This is a genomic window from Burkholderia sp. CCA53, from assembly GCF_001685525.1.
Classification (GTDB): domain Bacteria; phylum Pseudomonadota; class Gammaproteobacteria; order Burkholderiales; family Burkholderiaceae; genus Burkholderia; species Burkholderia multivorans.
In genome coordinates, this window is the sequence record NZ_BDDJ01000001.1 from 1,257,497 (window position 1) to 1,274,599 (window position 17,103).

Annotated in this window: 27 protein-coding genes and 1 pseudogene; 26 read left to right on the forward strand and 2 right to left on the reverse strand. The window is 63.8% G+C overall.

The genetic code is table 11. The features are described from left to right. The first annotated feature begins 101 nt into the window (after positions 1-101). The 7 genes from BCR55_RS30255 to BCR55_RS05805 all read left to right on the forward strand — a co-directional run bounded on the left by BCR55_RS30255 (position 102) and on the right by BCR55_RS05805 (position 5,623). The gene (locus BCR55_RS30255; RefSeq protein WP_081073199.1) at positions 102-452 is read left to right on the forward strand and encodes a hypothetical protein; all 351 of its coding nucleotides are present in this window, start codon (positions 102-104) and stop codon (positions 450-452) included. Between the two features lie 183 nt (positions 453-635). Beyond that, positions 636-1,340, forward strand: coding sequence for a phage baseplate assembly protein V (locus BCR55_RS05780; protein WP_065494322.1), 705 nt, complete (start codon positions 636-638; stop codon positions 1,338-1,340). Then, positions 1,337-1,714, forward strand: coding sequence for a GPW/gp25 family protein (locus BCR55_RS05785; RefSeq protein WP_039220618.1), 378 nt, complete (start codon positions 1,337-1,339; stop codon positions 1,712-1,714). Before BCR55_RS05780 ends, BCR55_RS05785 begins: the two co-directional genes overlap by 4 nt. Further along, positions 1,711-2,616: a baseplate J/gp47 family protein gene (locus tag BCR55_RS05790; protein WP_065494323.1), complete on the forward strand. Its 906-nt coding sequence runs from the start codon at positions 1,711-1,713 to the stop codon at positions 2,614-2,616. The genes BCR55_RS05785 and BCR55_RS05790 overlap by 4 nt, the downstream gene beginning before the upstream one ends. Then, positions 2,609-3,163: a phage tail protein I gene (locus tag BCR55_RS05795; RefSeq protein ID WP_006416657.1), complete on the forward strand. Its 555-nt coding sequence runs from the start codon at positions 2,609-2,611 to the stop codon at positions 3,161-3,163. The genes BCR55_RS05790 and BCR55_RS05795 overlap by 8 nt, the downstream gene beginning before the upstream one ends. Positions 3,164-3,165: 2 nt before the next feature. Beyond that, positions 3,166-4,776 carry a phage tail protein gene (locus BCR55_RS05800; protein WP_006416637.1) on the forward strand — a complete coding sequence of 537 codons (1,611 nt, stop codon included), beginning with the start codon at positions 3,166-3,168 and terminating at the stop codon, positions 4,774-4,776. Positions 4,777-4,786: 10 nt separating this feature from the next. Beyond that, positions 4,787-5,623: a tail fiber assembly protein gene (locus BCR55_RS05805; RefSeq protein WP_006416672.1), complete on the forward strand. Its 837-nt coding sequence runs from the start codon at positions 4,787-4,789 to the stop codon at positions 5,621-5,623. Positions 5,624-5,666: 43 nt separating this feature from the next. Here BCR55_RS05805 and BCR55_RS33355 read toward each other — a convergent pair whose 3' ends face one another. Further along, the gene (locus tag BCR55_RS33355) at positions 5,667-5,972 is read right to left on the reverse strand and encodes a hypothetical protein (RefSeq protein ID WP_227747583.1); all 306 of its coding nucleotides are present in this window, start codon (positions 5,970-5,972) and stop codon (positions 5,667-5,669) included. Between the two features lie 228 nt (positions 5,973-6,200). On the opposite strand from BCR55_RS33355, the gene BCR55_RS30265 reads away from it, so the two are divergent. From BCR55_RS30265 to BCR55_RS05850, 10 genes and pseudogenes are all read left to right on the forward strand, one after another. Then, entirely contained in the window at positions 6,201-6,407 is a 207-nt protein-coding gene (locus tag BCR55_RS30265) for a Com family DNA-binding transcriptional regulator (RefSeq protein ID WP_209016906.1), read from the forward strand. Beyond that, positions 6,385-6,682: pseudogene (locus BCR55_RS33860) on the forward strand (site-specific DNA-methyltransferase); the annotation flags it as partial. The gene BCR55_RS30265 and the pseudogene BCR55_RS33860, both read left to right, overlap by 23 nt. Positions 6,683-6,878: 196 nt before the next feature. Further along, complete coding sequence (locus tag BCR55_RS05815) at positions 6,879-8,051, forward strand: phage tail sheath protein (protein WP_065494324.1); 1,173 nt, start codon at positions 6,879-6,881, stop codon at positions 8,049-8,051. A 29-nt stretch (positions 8,052-8,080) separates the two neighbouring features. Then, positions 8,081-8,590: a phage major tail tube protein gene (locus BCR55_RS05820; protein ID WP_006401805.1), complete on the forward strand. Its 510-nt coding sequence runs from the start codon at positions 8,081-8,083 to the stop codon at positions 8,588-8,590. A 33-nt stretch (positions 8,591-8,623) separates the two neighbouring features. Next, the gene (locus BCR55_RS05825; protein WP_065494325.1) at positions 8,624-8,935 is read left to right on the forward strand and encodes a phage tail assembly protein; all 312 of its coding nucleotides are present in this window, start codon (positions 8,624-8,626) and stop codon (positions 8,933-8,935) included. Continuing rightward, the gene (locus tag BCR55_RS30270; protein ID WP_035947244.1) at positions 8,935-9,054 is read left to right on the forward strand and encodes a GpE family phage tail protein; all 120 of its coding nucleotides are present in this window, start codon (positions 8,935-8,937) and stop codon (positions 9,052-9,054) included. Before BCR55_RS05825 ends, BCR55_RS30270 begins: the two co-directional genes overlap by 1 nt. Further along, the gene (locus BCR55_RS05830) at positions 9,051-11,813 is read left to right on the forward strand and encodes a phage tail tape measure protein (RefSeq protein ID WP_065494326.1); all 2,763 of its coding nucleotides are present in this window, start codon (positions 9,051-9,053) and stop codon (positions 11,811-11,813) included. The genes BCR55_RS30270 and BCR55_RS05830 overlap by 4 nt, the downstream gene beginning before the upstream one ends. Positions 11,814-11,825: 12 nt before the next feature. Then, complete coding sequence (locus tag BCR55_RS05835; RefSeq protein ID WP_006401801.1) at positions 11,826-12,254, forward strand: phage tail protein; 429 nt, start codon at positions 11,826-11,828, stop codon at positions 12,252-12,254. After that, positions 12,251-13,399 (forward strand): phage late control D family protein, encoded by a 1,149-nt coding sequence (locus BCR55_RS05840; protein WP_065494327.1) that lies wholly within the window; start codon positions 12,251-12,253, stop codon positions 13,397-13,399. Before BCR55_RS05835 ends, BCR55_RS05840 begins: the two co-directional genes overlap by 4 nt. A gap of 466 nt (positions 13,400-13,865) precedes the next feature. Further along, complete coding sequence (locus BCR55_RS05850) at positions 13,866-14,246, forward strand: LysR family transcriptional regulator (RefSeq protein ID WP_065494329.1); 381 nt, start codon at positions 13,866-13,868, stop codon at positions 14,244-14,246. Between the two features lie 5 nt (positions 14,247-14,251). Here the strand turns inward: BCR55_RS05850 and BCR55_RS05855 are convergent, their stop codons facing one another. Then, the gene (locus BCR55_RS05855; protein WP_059940148.1) at positions 14,252-14,743 is read right to left on the reverse strand and encodes a helix-turn-helix domain-containing protein; all 492 of its coding nucleotides are present in this window, start codon (positions 14,741-14,743) and stop codon (positions 14,252-14,254) included. A gap of 117 nt (positions 14,744-14,860) precedes the next feature. Here BCR55_RS05855 and BCR55_RS05860 point away from each other — a divergent pair, with 117 nt between their 5' ends. The 9 genes from BCR55_RS05860 to BCR55_RS05900 all read left to right on the forward strand — a co-directional run bounded on the left by BCR55_RS05860 (position 14,861) and on the right by BCR55_RS05900 (position 17,102). Beyond that, positions 14,861-15,046: a hypothetical protein gene (locus BCR55_RS05860; protein WP_006401796.1), complete on the forward strand. Its 186-nt coding sequence runs from the start codon at positions 14,861-14,863 to the stop codon at positions 15,044-15,046. A gap of 15 nt (positions 15,047-15,061) precedes the next feature. Beyond that, positions 15,062-15,256, forward strand: a complete 195-nt coding sequence (locus tag BCR55_RS05865) for a hypothetical protein (protein WP_006401795.1) — start codon at positions 15,062-15,064, stop codon at positions 15,254-15,256. 25 nt (positions 15,257-15,281) lie between these two features. Beyond that, entirely contained in the window at positions 15,282-15,473 is a 192-nt protein-coding gene (locus BCR55_RS30275; protein ID WP_006401794.1) for a hypothetical protein, read from the forward strand. A 27-nt stretch (positions 15,474-15,500) separates the two neighbouring features. Then, positions 15,501-15,749 (forward strand): ogr/Delta-like zinc finger family protein, encoded by a 249-nt coding sequence (locus BCR55_RS05875; RefSeq protein WP_006401793.1) that lies wholly within the window; start codon positions 15,501-15,503, stop codon positions 15,747-15,749. A 91-nt stretch (positions 15,750-15,840) separates the two neighbouring features. Continuing rightward, complete coding sequence (locus BCR55_RS05880; protein WP_065494331.1) at positions 15,841-16,035, forward strand: hypothetical protein; 195 nt, start codon at positions 15,841-15,843, stop codon at positions 16,033-16,035. A 4-nt stretch (positions 16,036-16,039) separates the two neighbouring features. Further along, entirely contained in the window at positions 16,040-16,243 is a 204-nt protein-coding gene (locus tag BCR55_RS05885; protein WP_060139847.1) for a hypothetical protein, read from the forward strand. A gap of 43 nt (positions 16,244-16,286) precedes the next feature. Then, a complete protein-coding gene (locus BCR55_RS05890) occupies positions 16,287-16,481 on the forward strand; it encodes a hypothetical protein (RefSeq protein WP_012217445.1) in 195 nt (64 codons plus the stop codon). 4 nt (positions 16,482-16,485) lie between these two features. Further along, positions 16,486-16,845: a hypothetical protein gene (locus BCR55_RS05895; RefSeq protein ID WP_006416680.1), complete on the forward strand. Its 360-nt coding sequence runs from the start codon at positions 16,486-16,488 to the stop codon at positions 16,843-16,845. Further along, positions 16,842-17,102 carry a hypothetical protein gene (locus BCR55_RS05900; RefSeq protein WP_065494332.1) on the forward strand — a complete coding sequence of 87 codons (261 nt, stop codon included), beginning with the start codon at positions 16,842-16,844 and terminating at the stop codon, positions 17,100-17,102. Before BCR55_RS05895 ends, BCR55_RS05900 begins: the two co-directional genes overlap by 4 nt. Position 17,103 lies beyond the last annotated feature (1 nt).

A 17,103-nucleotide genomic window follows, 5' to 3' on the forward strand; every position in this document is an offset into this window, starting at 1 on the left:
GGGAAATCAGTCCTTGCCACAGGCCGTCAAAGGGGAACGAATCGAACCGAGCCCCTTTTCAGTGCACGCGTTCAGTGAATATAGTTTTGGAGGCGCGAAAAATGTTGCCGACAACACGCAAAAAGTTGCGCGCGAAAAAAGAAGATATTGGCGCTGAGTATCCTTTGGTGATCGCTCTGGCGCTCAAAGAAGAGTTCGGTGGCTCGCGGCAGACGATAAAACGACTTGCCCGTTGGACCGGCGCGAGTGAGCGAACTGTTCAGAACTGGCTCGGCGGTGTTCGCGGCCCAAGCGGGCCTCACTTGGTGGCGCTGGCTAGGCATTCAGATGGGATTCATTTTGCTTACCTGTCCTTGACAGGTAGGGTGGGCGCACCGGATTCAAATGTCAGTACCTCTGTGGAGCTGTTGCGAGAAGCGCTGTCCTTATTGACTGCGCGTCGCACCTCATAACTGAGTCGATCTAGCGACCGACGACCGCCAGCTAGCTCGTCGCACTTGTGGCGCTATAACGTCCAGTTGGACTTTCGATCTTTTGTCGAAATGGGGCTGCGCCTACTGACTTTGCGTTGTGGAGCGGCTCCGTACAACCATTTCCGCGTGATCCCCCTCCCGCGCGCGCGGCATCCTTGCCGCATGGATGATTTTGCTGACCTGAACCGCCGACTCGAAAGCCTGTTGCGCGAGGGCACCGTGATCGACGTCGACCACGGTGCCCGCCGCGTGCGCGTGGAATCGGGCGGACTGCAAACCGACTGGATTCGTTGGCTCGCGCAGCGCACCGGCGACAGCATCGTGTGGGACCCACCGTCGATCGGCGAACCCGGACTGCTGCTGTGTCCGTCGGGTGAACCAACCACCGGTCTGTTCCTGTCTGGCGTGTACTGCGACGGTCACGACGCGCCCAGCTCGAATCCGCACGAACACGTGCGCATGTACGGCGACGGCGCACGTATCGCATACGACTTCGCGGCGCACGCGCTCACCGCCACGCTGCCCGCCGGCGCGACCGTGCATGTCGTCGCGCCGGGCAGCGTCACGGTCGAAACCAACAGCGCAACCGTCAAGGCAAAGACTGTCACCCTCGACGCCGACGATACGACCGTGACGGGCGCGTTGCTTGTGAAGGGACCACTCACATTCGAGTCCGGCGCCACAGGTAAGAACGGAGGCGGCACGGGCTCGCGCGCCGTGATCGAGATCGAGGGCAGCGCCCACTTCACCGGCGTCGTATCAGCAGACGTCGACGTGCAGTCGAATAACGTGAGCCTCGTGAAGCACCCGCACCAGGCGCAAGGCGAATTCGCGCAGACCTCGAAACCGATCGCGGGTGGCGCATGATCGGCATGAACGCACGCACTGGCCGCGCGATCGCCGGCCAGGCCCACATTGAGCAATCCGCCGCGGACATCCTGTTCACGCCGCTCGGCACGCGCGTCATGCGGCGCGACTACGGTTCGCTCCTGCCCGCGCTGATCGACGGGCCGGTCAATCCGCTGATGCGCATGCGGGTGATGGCGGCATCCGTCATGGCGCTGGCACGCTGGGAGCCGCGAATTCAGGTCAATCAGGTGGATTTCACCACCACCGGCGTCGACGGCGGTGCCGTGCTCGAGCTGCATGGCGAGCGCACCGACGGCCCGCGCGCCGGCACGCCGTTCTCCATGCGCCTGCCGACGTCGAGTGGCCGCATTGCAGGTCGAGGTGTGGCATGAGAACGACGCCAATCGACCTGTCGCAGCTCCCCGCGCCGGACATCGTCGAAGAGCTGGACTACGAGACTATCTTCGCCGAGAAGAAGGCCCGGCTCATTTCCCTGTACCCGAAGGAACAGCAGGACGAGATCGCCGCCGCGCTCGAGCTCGAATCCGAGCCGATGGTCAAGCTGCTGCAGGAAGGTGCCTACGAAAAGATGCTGCTGCTCGCGCTGGTGAACGAGAAGGCGCGTGGCTTGCTGCTCGCGTACGCGAAGGGCACGACGCTGGAGCATCTCGGCGCCCTGTTCGATGTCGAGCGTCTGCTGATCTCGGCCGGCGACCCGGACAACGGCATCGATCCGGTCTACGAGGACGATGACAGCCTGCGCGAGCGCATCCAGCTCGCGCCGCGCGGCTTTTCGGTGGCCGGCCCCGACGATGCGTACGTGTTCCACGCACGCGCGGCGGATGGACGTGTGAAGGCGGCGACCGCGTACAGCCCGTCGCCGTGCGTGATGGTCGTCACGATCCTATCGCGCGAAGGCGACGGCACCGCCAGCGAGGAACTGCTCGACATCGTCCGGAAGAACCTCGAAAAGAAGCGCCCGCAGGCCGACGAGGTCATTGTCCAGAGCGCGAAGATCGTGCCGTACGCGATCCGCGCGACGCTGCGCTTCTTCAACGGACCGGACCGCGCCGTTGCGATCGCTGCGTCGCGGAAGAACGCCCAGCAGTTCGCAGATGCCATGCACCGTCCTGGTTCCGAGATCACGCTGGACGGCCTGTATGCATCAATGCGCGTGGCCGGCGTCCAGAAGGTGCTGCTCGACACGCCGGCCAACGGCGTGCCGATCGCGATCGACGAGGCGCCGTACTGCACCGGTATCGAGCTGATCGACGGCGGGGTAGCCGATGAATAAACCGACCCGTTCACTGTTGCCGCCGAACGCGACGGCGCTCGAGCGACGCCTGGCCGAAGCCAATGCGGACCTGCTCGACATCCCGGTCGAGCTCGACACGCTGATGGACCCGGACCGGATCCCGCTGCGCTTTCTGCCGTGGCTCGCGTGGCACATGGGCGTGGACACGTGGCGCGACGAATGGCCCGAGCAGGTCAAGCGCGCGCGTGTGAAATCGGCAATTCGCATCGCCCGCAAAAAGGGCACGGCCGACGCCGTGCGCGACGTCTGCGCGTCGTTCGGCGCGAACGTCGTGATGCGCGAATGGTTCGAGATGACGCCGCGCGGCGTGCCGGGCACGTTCGAGATCGTGATGACGGTAGGCAGTCGTGAAGGCGTGCCGGCCACCGCGCAGTACGTCGCCGACATTCGCGCCGAAGTCGATCGGGCGAAGCGGGGAACCGCGCACTACATCTTCAAGCAAGGCTACAGCGCGATCGGCACGCAGCACGTCGGCGCGGGTGCACGCGCCGCGGTCTATCGCCGGCTGTCCCTCTCGGAAACCTGAACATGGCTGGAAACCTCATCAACATTACCGACGCCGGACGCGCGGCGCTCGTCGCAGCTGGCAATACCGGCACGGTTGCCCGCCGCGTGACCGAAGTCGGTCTCGGCACCGCGGCATTCACCTTCGACAAGGGCATGAAAACCATGCCCGCCGAGCGCAAACGCGTGACCACGTTCGGCGGCGAAAACGTCGCGCCCGATACAGTGCATGTCGTCATCCAGGACGACACCGACGATCAGTATTCGCTGTTCGCGTACGGTCTGTACCTCGACAACGGTGTGCTCTTCGGCGTCTACGTTCAGGACACGCCCATTCTGGAAAAGTCTCCGGCGGCGATGATGCTGCTTGCGAGCGACATCGTATTCAAGTCGATCGACGCATCGCAGCTCCAGTTCGGCCCCGCCACGTTCCTGAACCCACCGGCGACGATGGACCGCAAGGGCGTCGTCGAGCTCGCGACGACGGAAGAGGTCGCCGCAGGCACTGACGCGACGCGCGCCGTGACGCCGGCTACGCTCAAGCCACGGCTCGACGCGAAGGCCAATCTTTCGGGCGCAGACTTCACGGGCCGCGTCAGCACACGGGACGTCGTGCATCTCGCGTCGGCACCGGGCGGAACCGGCGCGATTCTCGGCGCCGGCAATGGTGATGGCGCATCCGCCTCGACGACCAACGTCGCGTTGCGTTCGTGGTATGGCATCGGGTTCGCGCCAACGATCGACGGCATGCCCGTACCGCGAACGGAATTTTCGCACTGGTTCGATACGCGTACCGGCAATACCGGCTTTCGCGGCACGCTCGACGTCGGCGGCCTCATCACGGCTCAAACGCCTCCATCGGGCGACGCATCGAAGCGCGTGCCAACGACCGAATGGGTTGTCGCAGCGATCGCGTCGGCCGGCATCGGCACGATCGTGTTCGAGCCGCGCACCAGCGTGCGCGCCGGCTTTCTGAAATTGAACGGCGCGCTCGTCAACCGCAGCGACTATCCCGCGCTGTGGGCGTACGCACAGGCGAGCGGCGCGCTCGTCGCCGAGTCGGCGTGGGGGCAGAACAATTGGGGATGTTTCTCGACGGGCGACGGCGCGACGACGTTCCGTCTGCCGGAGCTGCGCGGCGAATTCTTGCGCTGCTGGGACGACGGCCGCGGCGCGGATTCTGCGCGCGGGATTGGCACTTTCCAGAGCTTCCAGAACGCATGGCATGCGCACGGGGCATCGTCGGCAGCCGTCGGCGACCATACGCACGGCGCCTGGACGGACGCGCAAGGCTGGCATGGTCACCACGGCTGGACCGGCGGCGGCGGCGGACACAATCACAACAACGGGATTTTCAGCCGCTTACTGCGGCCGCCTTACGGTGGGTCGCTAACCGGTTCCGACCAGGCCGGTAGCGGCTCCGAGCAGGCGGTCGGTGCAGGCGATTCGGCCGACATCGCGTGGTCCGGCGATCACGCACACGAGTTCAATACCGAAGGCTCCGGCACGCACAGCCATAACGTCGGGATCGGCGGCGCCGGCGCACACGCGCATGCCATTACCGTGAACGGGGACGGCGGCAACGAGGCCCGTCCCCGGAACATCGCCATGCTCGCCATGATTCGCGCTTACTGAAACGACACCTATGCTCATCCATCAATACGACGCCGAAACCGGACAGTACATTTCCAGCCATCTCGCCGACGTGGATCCGAAGAACCCGAATCGCTGGCTCGTGCCAGCGTTCAGTACGCTCGATCCACTGCCGGAGCGCACGCCGCGCACCTGGCCGTTTTACCGTAACGGTGCATGGACGCTCCTGCCTGATCACCGCGGACAGGTTCTGTATCGACAGGACACCGGCGAGCCGGCCGAAATCCTCGCGGCCGGCACGACGCCCGAAGCACAGGGGCTCACCGAAATTCCACGTCCGTCGCCGGAGCACGTGTGGCGCGACGGCGGCTGGGTCCTCGATCCCGCGCTCGTGGCTCAACGAGCACGGGAAGCAGCGATGGTCGAGTTCGAATCACGTATGGCGCGCGCGCGTCAGATGAACGCCGGCAAGGCGGACGCGTATGCGGCAGGGCTGTTGTCGATGGAGGAGGTGTATTACTTCCGCGCATGGTCGGCCTATCAACTCGATCTGGTGCGCGCGATTCAGTCGGACGGCTTCCCCGACACCGTGCATTGGCCCGACGATCCGGTCCCCTTCGAAGTCGCGTGCGAACCGGCGCTTGCGGAATTCGAGGCGCGAATGGCGAAGGCAAAGAGCTTTATCGACGGGAAAGCCGACGCGTATGCGGCAGGCGAGCTGTCGGACGAAGAGCAGTACAACTATCGCGCATGGTCTGCGTATGCCGATCGGCTCACGCATACGCTGAATCGCGAAACGTTCCCGAATGTGGTGTGGCCGAAGGAGCCGGCGCCGTATGTTGCGCCGTCGGTGCCGAGTGCGACTGCTGATGATGAAGGCGTGGCGTAAGCGCTCTGGAAGAGAGGCGGTCGGCGAGTGACGCCCCAAGTCGTTATTTGCCGTTCTTCTCCCACAAGCTTGCCCAGGCACGCATCTCTTCGAGGTTTACGCAAACATCGCGCAGCACGCCGTCGGCTCCCCCGGGATGCAACTGATGCTTGCGCACACTGTAGAAGTCGTTGGCGAGGGAAATAATTTTTGTCGTTCGTTCAAAGCAGTAGCCGCAGTGAAGACGCATGCGGCTATGCAGTACCTCGAGCTGAGCCAAAGCGAGAGGATTGGGCTCTGCCAACTCATTGTTGCGAAAAACATTTTCTATTTCGTTTGCGATTTCACGGATAACTTTCGATGTTTTCATTTCCCCTTCCGTTTATTGCGGAACGCTAAGTTTGTGGCCAAATAGCAGGCAATGTCACGGCACGTCGAGCCGACAGTGATTGTACGTTTCGTTAAGGCTCAGCGCATATGTGTCTTAATTCGCAATCGTTTTACGGACACGTTTTTTTTTAACTTTCTATCCCTTTATCTAACGACGACGTCACCACGCAGTAACAACCGCCGCTGGGAGCACATCCAGACTTGCCAGATGGTCAATCGAAGCGCGTGCCCCATACAGGACATCCATTGCGGAAGCTGTAACCGAAAACTCGGAGCCGGCGAGTACATCCGGCTCACCATCAAATGCCCGCGCTGTCGGGCTATGAACGTGTTGAGGGCCGAGCGCCGCTTACCCGCAGGCCGCCGAGTCTCCGCTACGAGGGGTTCGCTCCATGCAACTACTCATTTCCGCTGACCTGATCAACCGCATTCACCAAGCCGACGCACCGAACGTGCTCGCGCGCTACCTGATAGTTGTGTCGATCTGACCTCCACGGATCCGCCCTACTCGTCCGGCGGCACGACCGGCGCCTCGCGCGGCCAGTCGCTGTCGAGCAAGTACATCTGCGGGGCGTGAAGACGATCTACCCGGAGTTCCAGTACGACAGCAAGGTTCAACGGTCGTGGTCGTTCTGGTGCATGACCCGGCCCGCCGAGGTCTATCGCGTCAGTCGCAATGAAACAGAACTGGATCGGATGTGAGCTGGAGCCCACCTACCACCAGGTCGCGACGCCACGCCTTGCCGGGCTCAACAAACCCACCGTCGCTGCATAACGTCATCCCGCTGCGGTTTCGGTTGTGGCCGACCGCTGCACAACCACGCGGGCGTGATCTGCGCGCGCGCGAACGGCAATCTTTTCGGGAGCCTCACTTCCGGGAGATTGCATGCCCTCTGATTACCACCACGGCGTACGCGTCATTGAGATCAATGACGGTACGCGCCCCATCCGCACGGTCAGCACGGCCGTGATCGGTATGGTCTGCACCGGCGACGACGCCGATCCGACCACCTTCCCCGAAAACCGTCCCACCCTCATCACGGACGTGCAGGCCGCGATCGGCAAGGCCGGCACCAAGGGCACGCTCGCGCGCGCGCTCGATGCGATCGCCGCGCAAACTTCGCCGATGATCGTCGCCGTGCGGGTGCCGACCGGCAAGGATGCAGACGCGACGACCAGCAACGTGATCGGCACCACGACGACCGACGGCCAGTACACCGGCATGAAGGCGCTGCTGGCCGCGAAGAGCCGCCTCGGGGTAAAGCCGCGCGTGCTCGGCTGTCCCGGCCTCGACACGCTGCCGGTTGCCGCCGAGCTCGCCACGATCGCACAGAAGCTGCGCGGCTTCGCATACGTCAGCGCGTTCGGCGCGCAGACCAAGGAAGAGGCGGTCGCCCACCGGGCCAATTTCGGTCAGCGCGAGTTGATGACGATCTGGCCGGACTTCGTGAACTGGAACACCGCAACCAACGCCGAGGACATCACGTGGGCGACGGCGCGCGCGCTCGGCATGCGCGCGAAGATCGACGAGGAAATGGGCTGGCACAAGACGATCTCGAACGTCGTCGTGAACGGCGTCACCGGCATCAGCCGCGACGTGTTCTGGGATCTGCAGGATCCGAATACCGATGCCGGCTACTTGAACAGCCACGACGTCACCACGCTCGTGAACTCGGACGGTTACCGTCTATGGGGATCGCGTACCTGTTCCCAGGACAAGCTATGGGCCTTCGAGAACTACGTGCGCACCGCGCAGGTGATCGCCGACACGATGGCCGAGGCGCATATGTGGGCGGTCGACCAGCCGATGAGCCGCACGCTGATCAAAGAGATCGTGGACGGTGTGAACGCGAAGTTCCGCGCATGGAAGACGGCGGGCTACCTCATCGATGGCGAGTGCTGGTTTGATCCCGCCGCCAACGAGAAGGATTCGCTGAAGGCAGGCCAGGGCTTCCTCGACTACGACTTCTGCCCGACCCCTCCGCTCGAAGACCTGACGTTCCGCCAGCGCATCACGGACCGCTACCTGCTCAAGTTCGCGCAAAGCATCGCGGTCTGACGTCACCGCACTCACCATAGGGAAACGCAATGGCTCTGCCATCCAAACTGAAGAATTTCAACGTGTTCGAAGACGGCGTCTCGTTCGTCGGCGAAGTGCCCGAAATCCAGCTGCCGAAGCTGTCTCGCAAGATGGAAGCGTATCGCGGCGGCGGCATGAACGCCGAAGTCGACGTCGACCTCGGCATGGAGAAGATGGAGCTCGGCCTCACGATGGGCGGCTTCATGAAGGAGATGTTCAAGACGTGGGGCACGTCGAAGATCGACGGCGTCACCGTGCGCTTCGCCGGTTCCTACCAGCGCGACGACACCGAAGAAACGGACGCGGTCGAAGTGTATGTGCGCGGCCGCTACAAGGAAATCGACCCCGGTAAGGCCAAGGCCGGCGACAACGCCGACCAGACCGGCACGATGTCGCTGTCGTACTACCGCCTCGTCTGCAACGGCGAGACGCTGATCGAGATCGACATCCCGAACTTCGTCGAGATCGTCGGCGGTGTCGATCGACTCGCGCAGCAGCGCCGCGACATCGGCCTGTAATCCCAATCCATTCCCTCTCTCAGGAAACACACCATGCAATCCAAGCAATCCGCCGTCATTACGCTCGATACGCCGATCAAACGCGGCGAGCAGGAAATCACTGCCGTCACGCTGATAAAGCCGGTCGCCGGCGCGCTGCGCGGCGTCGCGCTCACCGACGTGCTGCAGCTGGACGTGATCGCGTTGTCGAAAGTGTTGCCGCGCATCAGCGATCCTGTTTTGACCACGCAGGATGTGCTGCGCCTGGACCCGGCCGATCTGGTGCAGCTCGGCACGGAGGTGGCTGGTTTTTTGGTGCCGAACTCGTCGAAGGCGGACGTCTCCCTCGAACCGTCGACGACGTGATGGCCGACATCGCGCTCGTGTTCCACTGGTCGCCCGACGTGATGGCCGCCATGCCGCTGTCGGAGCTGATGGACTGGCGCGAGCGCGCACGTGAACGCTACGAGCAGGGTAACGAATGAGCGATCGTTCGCTGCGCCTCGAGGTCGTGCTCAAGGCGCTCGACCAAGCGAGCCGCCCAATTCGCGAGATCACCGGGCGCAACCGCGCGCTGGTGAAAGACCTGCGCGACACGCGCACGCGGCTCAAGGAACTCGGCGACACCCAGAAGCGTATCGGCGAGTTCCGGGAGTTGCGTCGCGGCATGCAGGAAACCGAGGCGAAGGCGCGCGCTGCGCAGGAGCGCGTGCGCCAGCTCGCGCAGCAGATGAAAGCGGCCGAGCCGCCAACACGCGCGCTCACTCGCGAACACCAGCAGGCCGTACGCGCGGCGAAGGCGCTTGCCGGCCAGCTCGATCAGGAACGTCAGCGACTCGACGGCGTGCGCTCGAGTCTCGCCGCGAGCGGCGTCAGTACACGCAATCTTGTCGAACACCAGCGGGCGCTACGCTCGAGCATCGCCGAAACGAACGCGGTGCTGACGGAACATGCGCGGCGCCTGGACGCCATGAACAACCAACAGCAGCGCATCGCGGCCGCACGCACGAAGATGGGCGTCATGCGTGGCGCCGCGGCTGAGATGGCAATCGGCGGGTATGCTGCGCGCGCGACGGGCCAGCACATTCTTGCCGACCTGCGTGAGCCGCTGGCCGAGGCGAAGAAAATCCAGAATGAGCGCGGCCGCATCCTCGGGCTCGGCCTCGGCGAACGTGCGACGCAGGATGCGGAGCGCTACGTACGCGCGATGAAAACGCCGGGCGTGACGATCGCCGACAACATGACGCTGATGCGCGACGCGATGTCGATCTTCGCGGACGAGCATCACGCGCAGATGGTCATGCCAACGCTCGCGAAGATGAAGTTCGCGAACGAGGCGATGTTCGGCGCCGACCAGGGGCACGAGAACGAAGAGAAGTTCATGAACATGCTGAAGGTGATCGAGCTGCGCGGGGGCACGAAATCCGAGGCAGCGTTCATCAAAGAAGCGAACATGGTCCAGCAGGTGCTGACCGCGACGGGCGGGCGTGTCGGCGGCGACGAATGGCGCAACTTCATCCAGACCGGCAAGGTCGCTGCGAAGCAGATGCGCCAGGACGCGTTCTATTACCAGATGGAGCCGCTCATCCAGGAAATGGGCGGTCACGCGGCCGGCACCGGCGTGCAGGCGGCGTACAGCAACCTGATGCAAGGCAAGACGACCGTGCGCGCGGCAAAGCGCCTGGTCGAGCTCGGCCTCGTCGACAAGAAGTCGGTCGAGTACAACGCGATCGGCAATGTGAAGCGGATCAAGCCCGGCGCGCTGATTGGCGGCGACCTCTTCAACGCCTCGCCATTCGAGTGGATGGAGAAGGTACTGCTGCCGAAGCTGAAGGCCAAGGGCATCACGTCGGACGCCAAGATTCTGGAGGAATTCTCCACGATCATGACGAACGGCAACGGCGCGAACCTGTTCGCCACGATGTTCATGCAGCGCGAGCAGATTCACAAGAACGAGCGGCTGAATCGCGGCGCGTACGGGATCGACCAGCTGCATGCACTCGGGCAGCAGCAAACCGAAGGGAAAGAGCTGATCGCGCTGGAGAAGGTCCGCAACCTGCGCACCGTGATCGGCGAGCAGGTTCTGCCCGTGTACAACCGAGCGCTCGAGTTGACCACCAGTGTGCTCGAGCGGCTGCTCGGCTTCGCGAAGGAATATCCGAACTTCACGCGTGCGGTTGCAATCGGCGCGGCCGGCCTCGGCGTGCTGCTCGCCGTGCTCGGCACGCTGACGATCACGCTCGCGGCCGTGCTCGGGCCGCTCGCGATCGTGCGCTTCAGCATGTCGATGCTCGGCATCCAGGGCAGTGTCCTGGTGCGCGCGCTCGGCGCCATCGCGCGGACGTTGCTGTTCGTAGGCCGCGTCGCGCTGACGAGTCCCATCGGCATCGTGATCGCCGGCATCGCGCTTGCCGCGCTGCTCATCGTCAGGTACTGGGAGCCGATCAAGGCGTTTTTCTCGGGCTTCTGGCAAGGGCTCGCAGACGGCCTGAAGCCGCTCGCGCCGCTCGTCAGCCGAGCCTTCGGGATACTCGGCGCCGCGTTCGCACCGCTCAAACCGCTGTTCGTCTGGCTGATGGGCGCTGCGAAGGGTGTGCGGGACTGGCTCACACGACTACTGCCGCCCGTCGACGCAAGCAAGGAAAGCCTCGACGCCGCAACGGGCGCCGGCCGAGCCTTCGGCGCCTGGCTGGCCGACATCATCCGCGGCCTCGCTGATGCGTCGACGCGCTTCGCTGAGTTCGGATCGAACCTTATGTCCGGGCTCGTCGACGGGATCACTAACGGCCTGGGCGCCGTGAAGACCGCGATCCAGCGCGCTGGCGACAGCGTTGTCAGCTGGTTCAAGGAGCGGCTCGGCATCCACTCGCCGAGCCGCGTGTTCGCCGCACTCGGCGGCTTCACGATGGCCGGCCTCGAGCAGGGGCTGCGCAACGGCCAGGACGGGCCGCTCGCGACGGTGCGCGAGCTCGGCAAGCGGATCGTCGCGGCCGGCGCCGGCATCGGCCTCACGGGAGCAGCAATCGCGGGCAGCGCACCGCTTTCCGTCGACAACCGGCCGCCGCTGATCGCCGCAACGGCCGCGCGCTCGCCGGCATCGGCGCCCGCGCCGATCACGATCAACGTTTACGCGTCGCCGGGCATGGACGCGAATGCGCTCGCGCAGAAGGTGCTGCAGGTGATGCGACAGGCGCAAGCGGCGCAGGCCGCGCGCGAGCGCTCGCGCCTGCGCGATCGGGATTGAAGGGGGATTGTCATGATGATGGCGCTCGGGCTGTTCGTGTTCAGCCTGTCGACGCTGCCCTACCAGGAGTTGAAGCGCCGGCGCGGCTGGCGCTACGCGAGCAACAACCGTGTCGGCCGGAAGCCGGCGCGGCAGTACGTTGGCGAAGTTGACGAAACGATCGTCCTCTCCGGCGTGCTGCTGCCCGAACTGACCGGCGGCGATCTGTCGCTGTCGGTGCTCGAGGCGATGGCCGAGCAACACACCGCGTGGCCGCTGATCGAGGGCACCGGCCACATCTACGGCATGTTCACGATCGACGACATCGATACGGCGCGCACGCTGTTCTTCCCGGATGGCGCGGCGCGCCGCATCGACTTCACGGTGGCGCTCACGCGCAACGACGACATCAACATGCTGGGAATTGTCACCGATGCGATCAAGGAGGCGATCTCGCTATGAACCTGGCCGACTTGCCGGGCGCCGAGTTGATGCAGAAAACCGCGCTGGCCGACGATCGCGTGCCGCGCGCGATCTACTCGATCACGCTGGCCGGCAAGGACATTACGCACAAGTTCGACGGTCGGCTGATCTCGATGACGCTGCAGGACAACCGCGGCTTCGAGGCCGACCAACTCGACATCAGCCTGGACGACTCGGACGGCGCGCTGGAGATCCCGAGCCGCGGCGTGAGACTGAAGGTGGCGATCGGCTGGGCCGGCGCTGCGAACGGGCTCGTCGATAAAGGCGAGTTCGTTGTCGACGAGGTGCGGCACACCGGCACACCAGATGTGCTCACCATTCGCGCGCGCAGCGTCGATCTGCGCGCGGGCCTCTCTATCAAGAAGGAGCGGTCCTGGCACCGGCAAACGGTCGGCGCGATCGTGCGCGCGATCGCGAGCCAGAACAAGGTAGAGGCGCGTGTCAGCCGTGCGCTCGACGGCCAGCTCGTCGACCATATCGACCAGACTGCCGAATCGGACGCCAATTTGCTCACGCGCTTGGCCAAAATGTTCGACGCAATCGCAACCGTGAAGAACGGGAAGCTACTGTTCATCAAGGCTGGCGAAGCGACCACGGCGAGCGGCAAGCCGTTGCCGCCCGTCACAATCGCCCGCGACGTCGGCGACCGCCACGAGTTCGGTGTCGCCGATCGCGACGCGTATTCCGGCGTGCAGGCGTTCTACCTGAACACGCGCACCGCAAAGAAGCAGTCGACCACCGTCAAGCGGCGCCGGCGGCGCACCACGAAGAAGAAGCCCATCGATAAGAGCGGCGACGTGCTGTTTGGCACGGCGGAGAACGTGAAGGTGCTGCGGCACACGTACGCGAACAAAAGCAACGCGACGCGCGCGGCGAAGGCGGAATGGGAGAAGCTGCAGCGCGGCGTCGCGGAGTTCAGCATCGTGCTCGCGCTCGGCCGGCCCGAACTCATGACCGAGCTGCCTGTAACCGTGCGCGGTTACAAACGCGTCATCGACGACTGCAAGTGGATCGTCGCCCGTGTTACACATACGCTCGACGGCAACGGCGGATTTACATCAGACCTCGACCTAGAGGTCAAGGCGACCGAGGTGCCGGAGTTCGACACCTCGGATGGAGCATGAACTACTGCATCAGCATGCGGTGGATAGCGGACAGGCTCGCGAGTGAGCTTGTGACGAGCTGCACGAGATCAGCATGCTCGGCAGGGGACAGCGTTCGCAGTCGGCGCCCTGCGCGCTTCTTCCTGGGCGGATCAGCGGAACGCATCCTTTGTGTAGTCGGGTTCGCTTCCGCGCAGCGATCGATGGCCCCGTCGATCGTTGTTTCAATGGCATCGAGTTGGTCTTGCTTCGTGTTACGCACTACGGATACCTCTTCGGATATTGTGAACCACGTTACCGCGTGAAACGACATTCACGCGTCAAATAACGCGGCCCTATTTTCGTGCGTTACGAATGAAAATGAAACGTAGGGAAAAGGCTTTCGAAAGTTAGGTAAAAGCCTACGTCTGCCTCGGTCCCGGCGGCCAGATTGAGCGGTGTTCGCGACACGCTGCTAGATTGCGTCATGCCCACATTGCGCAATCGTATGAATCCGTCCACGAGGCCGATACAATTCAACTGGAACCTTCTCAGGGCCTTTGCGGAGATCGCCCGTTACCGCAGCATCACGGAGGCCGCGCACGCGCTTGGCGTGCAACGGCCGACGGTCAGCCAGAAGATCACCGAGCTCGAAAAGATATTGGGCCTCCCGTTGATGGAGCGGCGTTCCGGTAGCGATGGATTCCGCCTCACTCAGTACGGGAGACGACTGCGCATGATCGTGTCCCGCTTCGATCAGGAGTTAGCGGCGCTGCGCGGGCAGCCGGAGTGCTCGCCATCCATGTTGGATGCGGCAGACATCCTGGGGCACGTGGAAGACGCGATGGAGGCGCTCAAGCGCGCCGCGGATACCCTGCGCCGGTCCTAAGTAAGTCAGTCTTGACTGATCTGACCGCGTTTACGAGATACGCGTTGTCGCTTGGTCTGCTCCACACTGGCTTGTGCCGCCTTCACTTCCTCCTCAACGAACGCGTCCAGCTTCGCCATGCGATTCGCCGCGATTCGTGGAATCCGCTTTGAAGGTTGGCCAGACACGGTCATCTCGCCAATGTGCAGGTAACCGTTGATCGCGCCTTGCACAGCGGCGCGTCCGATGTCGTTCAGTTGCAAAAAGCTGTCTACCAGGTCAGCTACGTCAGGCGGCAATTTCGATTGCGTCGCACGCTCGCCAGTAATCACGTACAGCACGTCAACGCCGATCTTGGCGAGCGCCGCCAGGTAGTTCGCGTCTGGTGATCGCGTACCGGATTCGTAGTTCAGTTGCGCCTGCTTTCCCAGCCCACCCAGCGCAGCGAACTCTGCCTGGCTTAGTCCGATGCGCATCCGTTCCTCCTTCAAACGGTCGCCAATCGTTTTCTCTACCATCTTGAAGTTTCGTTTTGAGTACCCTAAACTTCACTCATCCCTAGTGAAGCACTGTCCAAACTGAGTATAACCGCCATGACAACCCCCCAAGGCCCCCGGCGCGCACCGGCCGGCGTCATGTCCAGCAAGCCGGTTTCCCTGCGCCTTCTGCCCGCCGAGCGCAGCCAGCTCGAACAGCTCGCCAGACGTGAGCCTCGCTCTCTTGCGAGCCTCACGCGCCTGATCTATCTCGAAGGGCTGCCGCACTACCTCGCCAAGGTGTCCTCGTTCGAGGACACGTCCGCCAAAGTTTCCGCCAGCTGACCGGAGGTGATCATCATGTATCCCGATCCCAAGCGCGTCCGCGACAACCGCCTGATGCTGCGGTTCGACGACTACGAATACGCGCTCATCACCGCGCTTGCTAACTATCAGGGCGAGCAAACCGCCACGCTGATTCGCCAGATGGTTCTGCGAGAAGCCGCCGAAGCCCTGTTGCCATCGAGCAATGTAGCTCGCGACCAGGCCCGATAGCAGCAGCCTTGGAGCAGCCGATTCAATGCCCGAACTCGAAATCACCTTCACCGAGCAGGACGCCGAGATTCTCGAGCGCGTACGGCAACAGCAAGGCCTCGCGTCGATTCAGCAAGCGGCGGAATGGCTCGTGAAGCGACGGCTGCGCCTCGGCGCACGTCGCCTCACCGGACGAGACCGGGCGCTCTACGTCGTCCATAACAACAGCCGTAATTGACGCGGCCATTTCCGACAGGAAGTCACGATGAAATTGAAGTGCCATCACTGCGGCAGCCGCGCCGTCATTCGGACCAGCCGTCCGCTGTCCGTCCTCGTCCGGGAGGCGTACTGCCAATGCACCAACATCGAGTGCGCGACGACGTACAAGATCCATATTGCCGCAGTCCACACGATCGCGCCGAGCCTCAATCCGAACCCGATGGTCTACCTGCCCGTCGGCAAGGTTGACCGGCTACCCCAGGATCCGCGCCAGCTCTCGCTGATCGACGCCTAACCCGTAACCGCAGCTAGTTGTTTCACACCCATCGCACCCGCCTCGCGCGGGCGCGGGGGACTCCTTTTGCCTGAAATTCTGGAGAAACCTCATGCAAACGCCGACTTCCGCCCACGTCACCACTCTCAGCTCGTCGCTGGATTTCAACCAGCGCGTCGCCTATCTGCAGAAGCTCTGCGCGACTGACGTCCGTGCCGACGTGTTTGTCGCATCCGCACGCGCACTCGGATTCACCGTGTCGTGGGATCTCTCGCGCGGCACGCCGCTGCTCGCCTGGCTGCACTGAGCCGATGCGCGCGCCGCTCACCGACGTCGACCTGCGCGCGGCATGGCATCGCCTGCGCATGGTCGGCGATTTCGACACGTCGATCCGCCATCGCGCCGTGCGCCTGGTCGTGGAATCCGCGGCGCGCGCGATGCAGGACCGAGAACAAGCCCGGTTGCGGCGCAGCTCCGACGCGAAGCGATGCGCTGCGAATGACTTCGACGAATGACGAATCCGCGCCGACTGCCGGCGCACTCACCTGGAGCCAAACCATGAAACCATACGTTTTCGGCATCAGTGTGCTGCTGATGCTCTCGCTCTCCCTCACCGGCGCCTACTACCTCACCACCGACGTCCTGCGCCTATTCGACGTCCGATACGCACGCCCGATCGCCTTCGTCGGCGGCGTCGCGGTGATGGTTGCGCTCGTCGTCGCGCTCGGATGGTCCGTTCCGCCTCGGGGGTGATGTGATAACGATCGAATCCGCCATCCGCTATGAGCTGCTAACCTCGGCCGGTCTGCGCACCGTCACCGGCGAGCATGTCGTCATTCCGAACGACGTCGGCGCGACTTTCGGCATCCACGCCGAGCCCTATCTTGCCGACGGGCACCCGGAAAAGTGGGTCGTCACGCACCTGGCCTCGGGCATGCAAGCCGGGACGGGCACATCCCGCACCGCAGCCATCACAAACGCGACGACGAACGTCGAACGCAATCGGCCCCGGCTGCGCACCATGCTCGACGAGGCGACTGCGGCCCGCACCGATCTGCAGTTCGCCACCTATCAGCTCGCGCGCAATCGGCTCGCGATCCTGGGGGAAGCCGCATGACCCGCCTCGATGCTTCGTCGCACGATGCGACGCTCCGGGCTGCGATCGCCGCGGCCGCAAATCCTCTGCACTTCAACAACCGCCCCGGCAGCGTCGCTCGCCAGTGCGCGCTCGGCCTGTTCGTCGCGGCGTTGAGCGATCGCCTCGCGCTCGAGTTCCCCGAGTCCGCCGACGCGCTGCGCGCGCTCGTCTTCTCTCCCGCGACGCCGGCCAACCCGGCTGTCAACGCCCCGCAGCAACCTGAACAACAGCAATAAC

Coding starts and splice junctions, on each gene's coding strand:
- BCR55_RS30255 (WP_081073199.1), top strand. CDS start 102: ATGTTGCCGACAACACGCAAAAAGTTGCGCGCGAAAAAAGAAGATATT.
- BCR55_RS05780 (WP_065494322.1), top strand. CDS start 636: ATGGATGATTTTGCTGACCTGAACCGCCGACTCGAAAGCCTGTTGCGC.
- BCR55_RS05785 (WP_039220618.1), top strand. CDS start 1,337: ATGATCGGCATGAACGCACGCACTGGCCGCGCGATCGCCGGCCAGGCC.
- BCR55_RS05790 (WP_065494323.1), top strand. CDS start 1,711: ATGAGAACGACGCCAATCGACCTGTCGCAGCTCCCCGCGCCGGACATC.
- BCR55_RS05795 (WP_006416657.1), top strand. CDS start 2,609: ATGAATAAACCGACCCGTTCACTGTTGCCGCCGAACGCGACGGCGCTC.
- BCR55_RS05800 (WP_006416637.1), top strand. CDS start 3,166: ATGGCTGGAAACCTCATCAACATTACCGACGCCGGACGCGCGGCGCTC.
- BCR55_RS05805 (WP_006416672.1), top strand. CDS start 4,787: ATGCTCATCCATCAATACGACGCCGAAACCGGACAGTACATTTCCAGC.
- BCR55_RS33355 (WP_227747583.1), bottom strand. CDS start 5,972: ATGAAAACATCGAAAGTTATCCGTGAAATCGCAAACGAAATAGAAAAT.
- BCR55_RS30265 (WP_209016906.1), top strand. CDS start 6,201: ATGGTCAATCGAAGCGCGTGCCCCATACAGGACATCCATTGCGGAAGC.
- BCR55_RS05815 (WP_065494324.1), top strand. CDS start 6,879: ATGCCCTCTGATTACCACCACGGCGTACGCGTCATTGAGATCAATGAC.
- BCR55_RS05820 (WP_006401805.1), top strand. CDS start 8,081: ATGGCTCTGCCATCCAAACTGAAGAATTTCAACGTGTTCGAAGACGGC.
- BCR55_RS05825 (WP_065494325.1), top strand. CDS start 8,624: ATGCAATCCAAGCAATCCGCCGTCATTACGCTCGATACGCCGATCAAA.
- BCR55_RS30270 (WP_035947244.1), top strand. CDS start 8,935: ATGGCCGACATCGCGCTCGTGTTCCACTGGTCGCCCGACGTGATGGCC.
- BCR55_RS05830 (WP_065494326.1), top strand. CDS start 9,051: ATGAGCGATCGTTCGCTGCGCCTCGAGGTCGTGCTCAAGGCGCTCGAC.
- BCR55_RS05835 (WP_006401801.1), top strand. CDS start 11,826: ATGATGATGGCGCTCGGGCTGTTCGTGTTCAGCCTGTCGACGCTGCCC.
- BCR55_RS05840 (WP_065494327.1), top strand. CDS start 12,251: ATGAACCTGGCCGACTTGCCGGGCGCCGAGTTGATGCAGAAAACCGCG.
- BCR55_RS05850 (WP_065494329.1), top strand. CDS start 13,866: ATGAATCCGTCCACGAGGCCGATACAATTCAACTGGAACCTTCTCAGG.
- BCR55_RS05855 (WP_059940148.1), bottom strand. CDS start 14,743: ATGGTAGAGAAAACGATTGGCGACCGTTTGAAGGAGGAACGGATGCGC.
- BCR55_RS05860 (WP_006401796.1), top strand. CDS start 14,861: ATGTCCAGCAAGCCGGTTTCCCTGCGCCTTCTGCCCGCCGAGCGCAGC.
- BCR55_RS05865 (WP_006401795.1), top strand. CDS start 15,062: ATGTATCCCGATCCCAAGCGCGTCCGCGACAACCGCCTGATGCTGCGG.
- BCR55_RS30275 (WP_006401794.1), top strand. CDS start 15,282: ATGCCCGAACTCGAAATCACCTTCACCGAGCAGGACGCCGAGATTCTC.
- BCR55_RS05875 (WP_006401793.1), top strand. CDS start 15,501: ATGAAATTGAAGTGCCATCACTGCGGCAGCCGCGCCGTCATTCGGACC.
- BCR55_RS05880 (WP_065494331.1), top strand. CDS start 15,841: ATGCAAACGCCGACTTCCGCCCACGTCACCACTCTCAGCTCGTCGCTG.
- BCR55_RS05885 (WP_060139847.1), top strand. CDS start 16,040: ATGCGCGCGCCGCTCACCGACGTCGACCTGCGCGCGGCATGGCATCGC.
- BCR55_RS05890 (WP_012217445.1), top strand. CDS start 16,287: ATGAAACCATACGTTTTCGGCATCAGTGTGCTGCTGATGCTCTCGCTC.
- BCR55_RS05900 (WP_065494332.1), top strand. CDS start 16,842: ATGACCCGCCTCGATGCTTCGTCGCACGATGCGACGCTCCGGGCTGCG.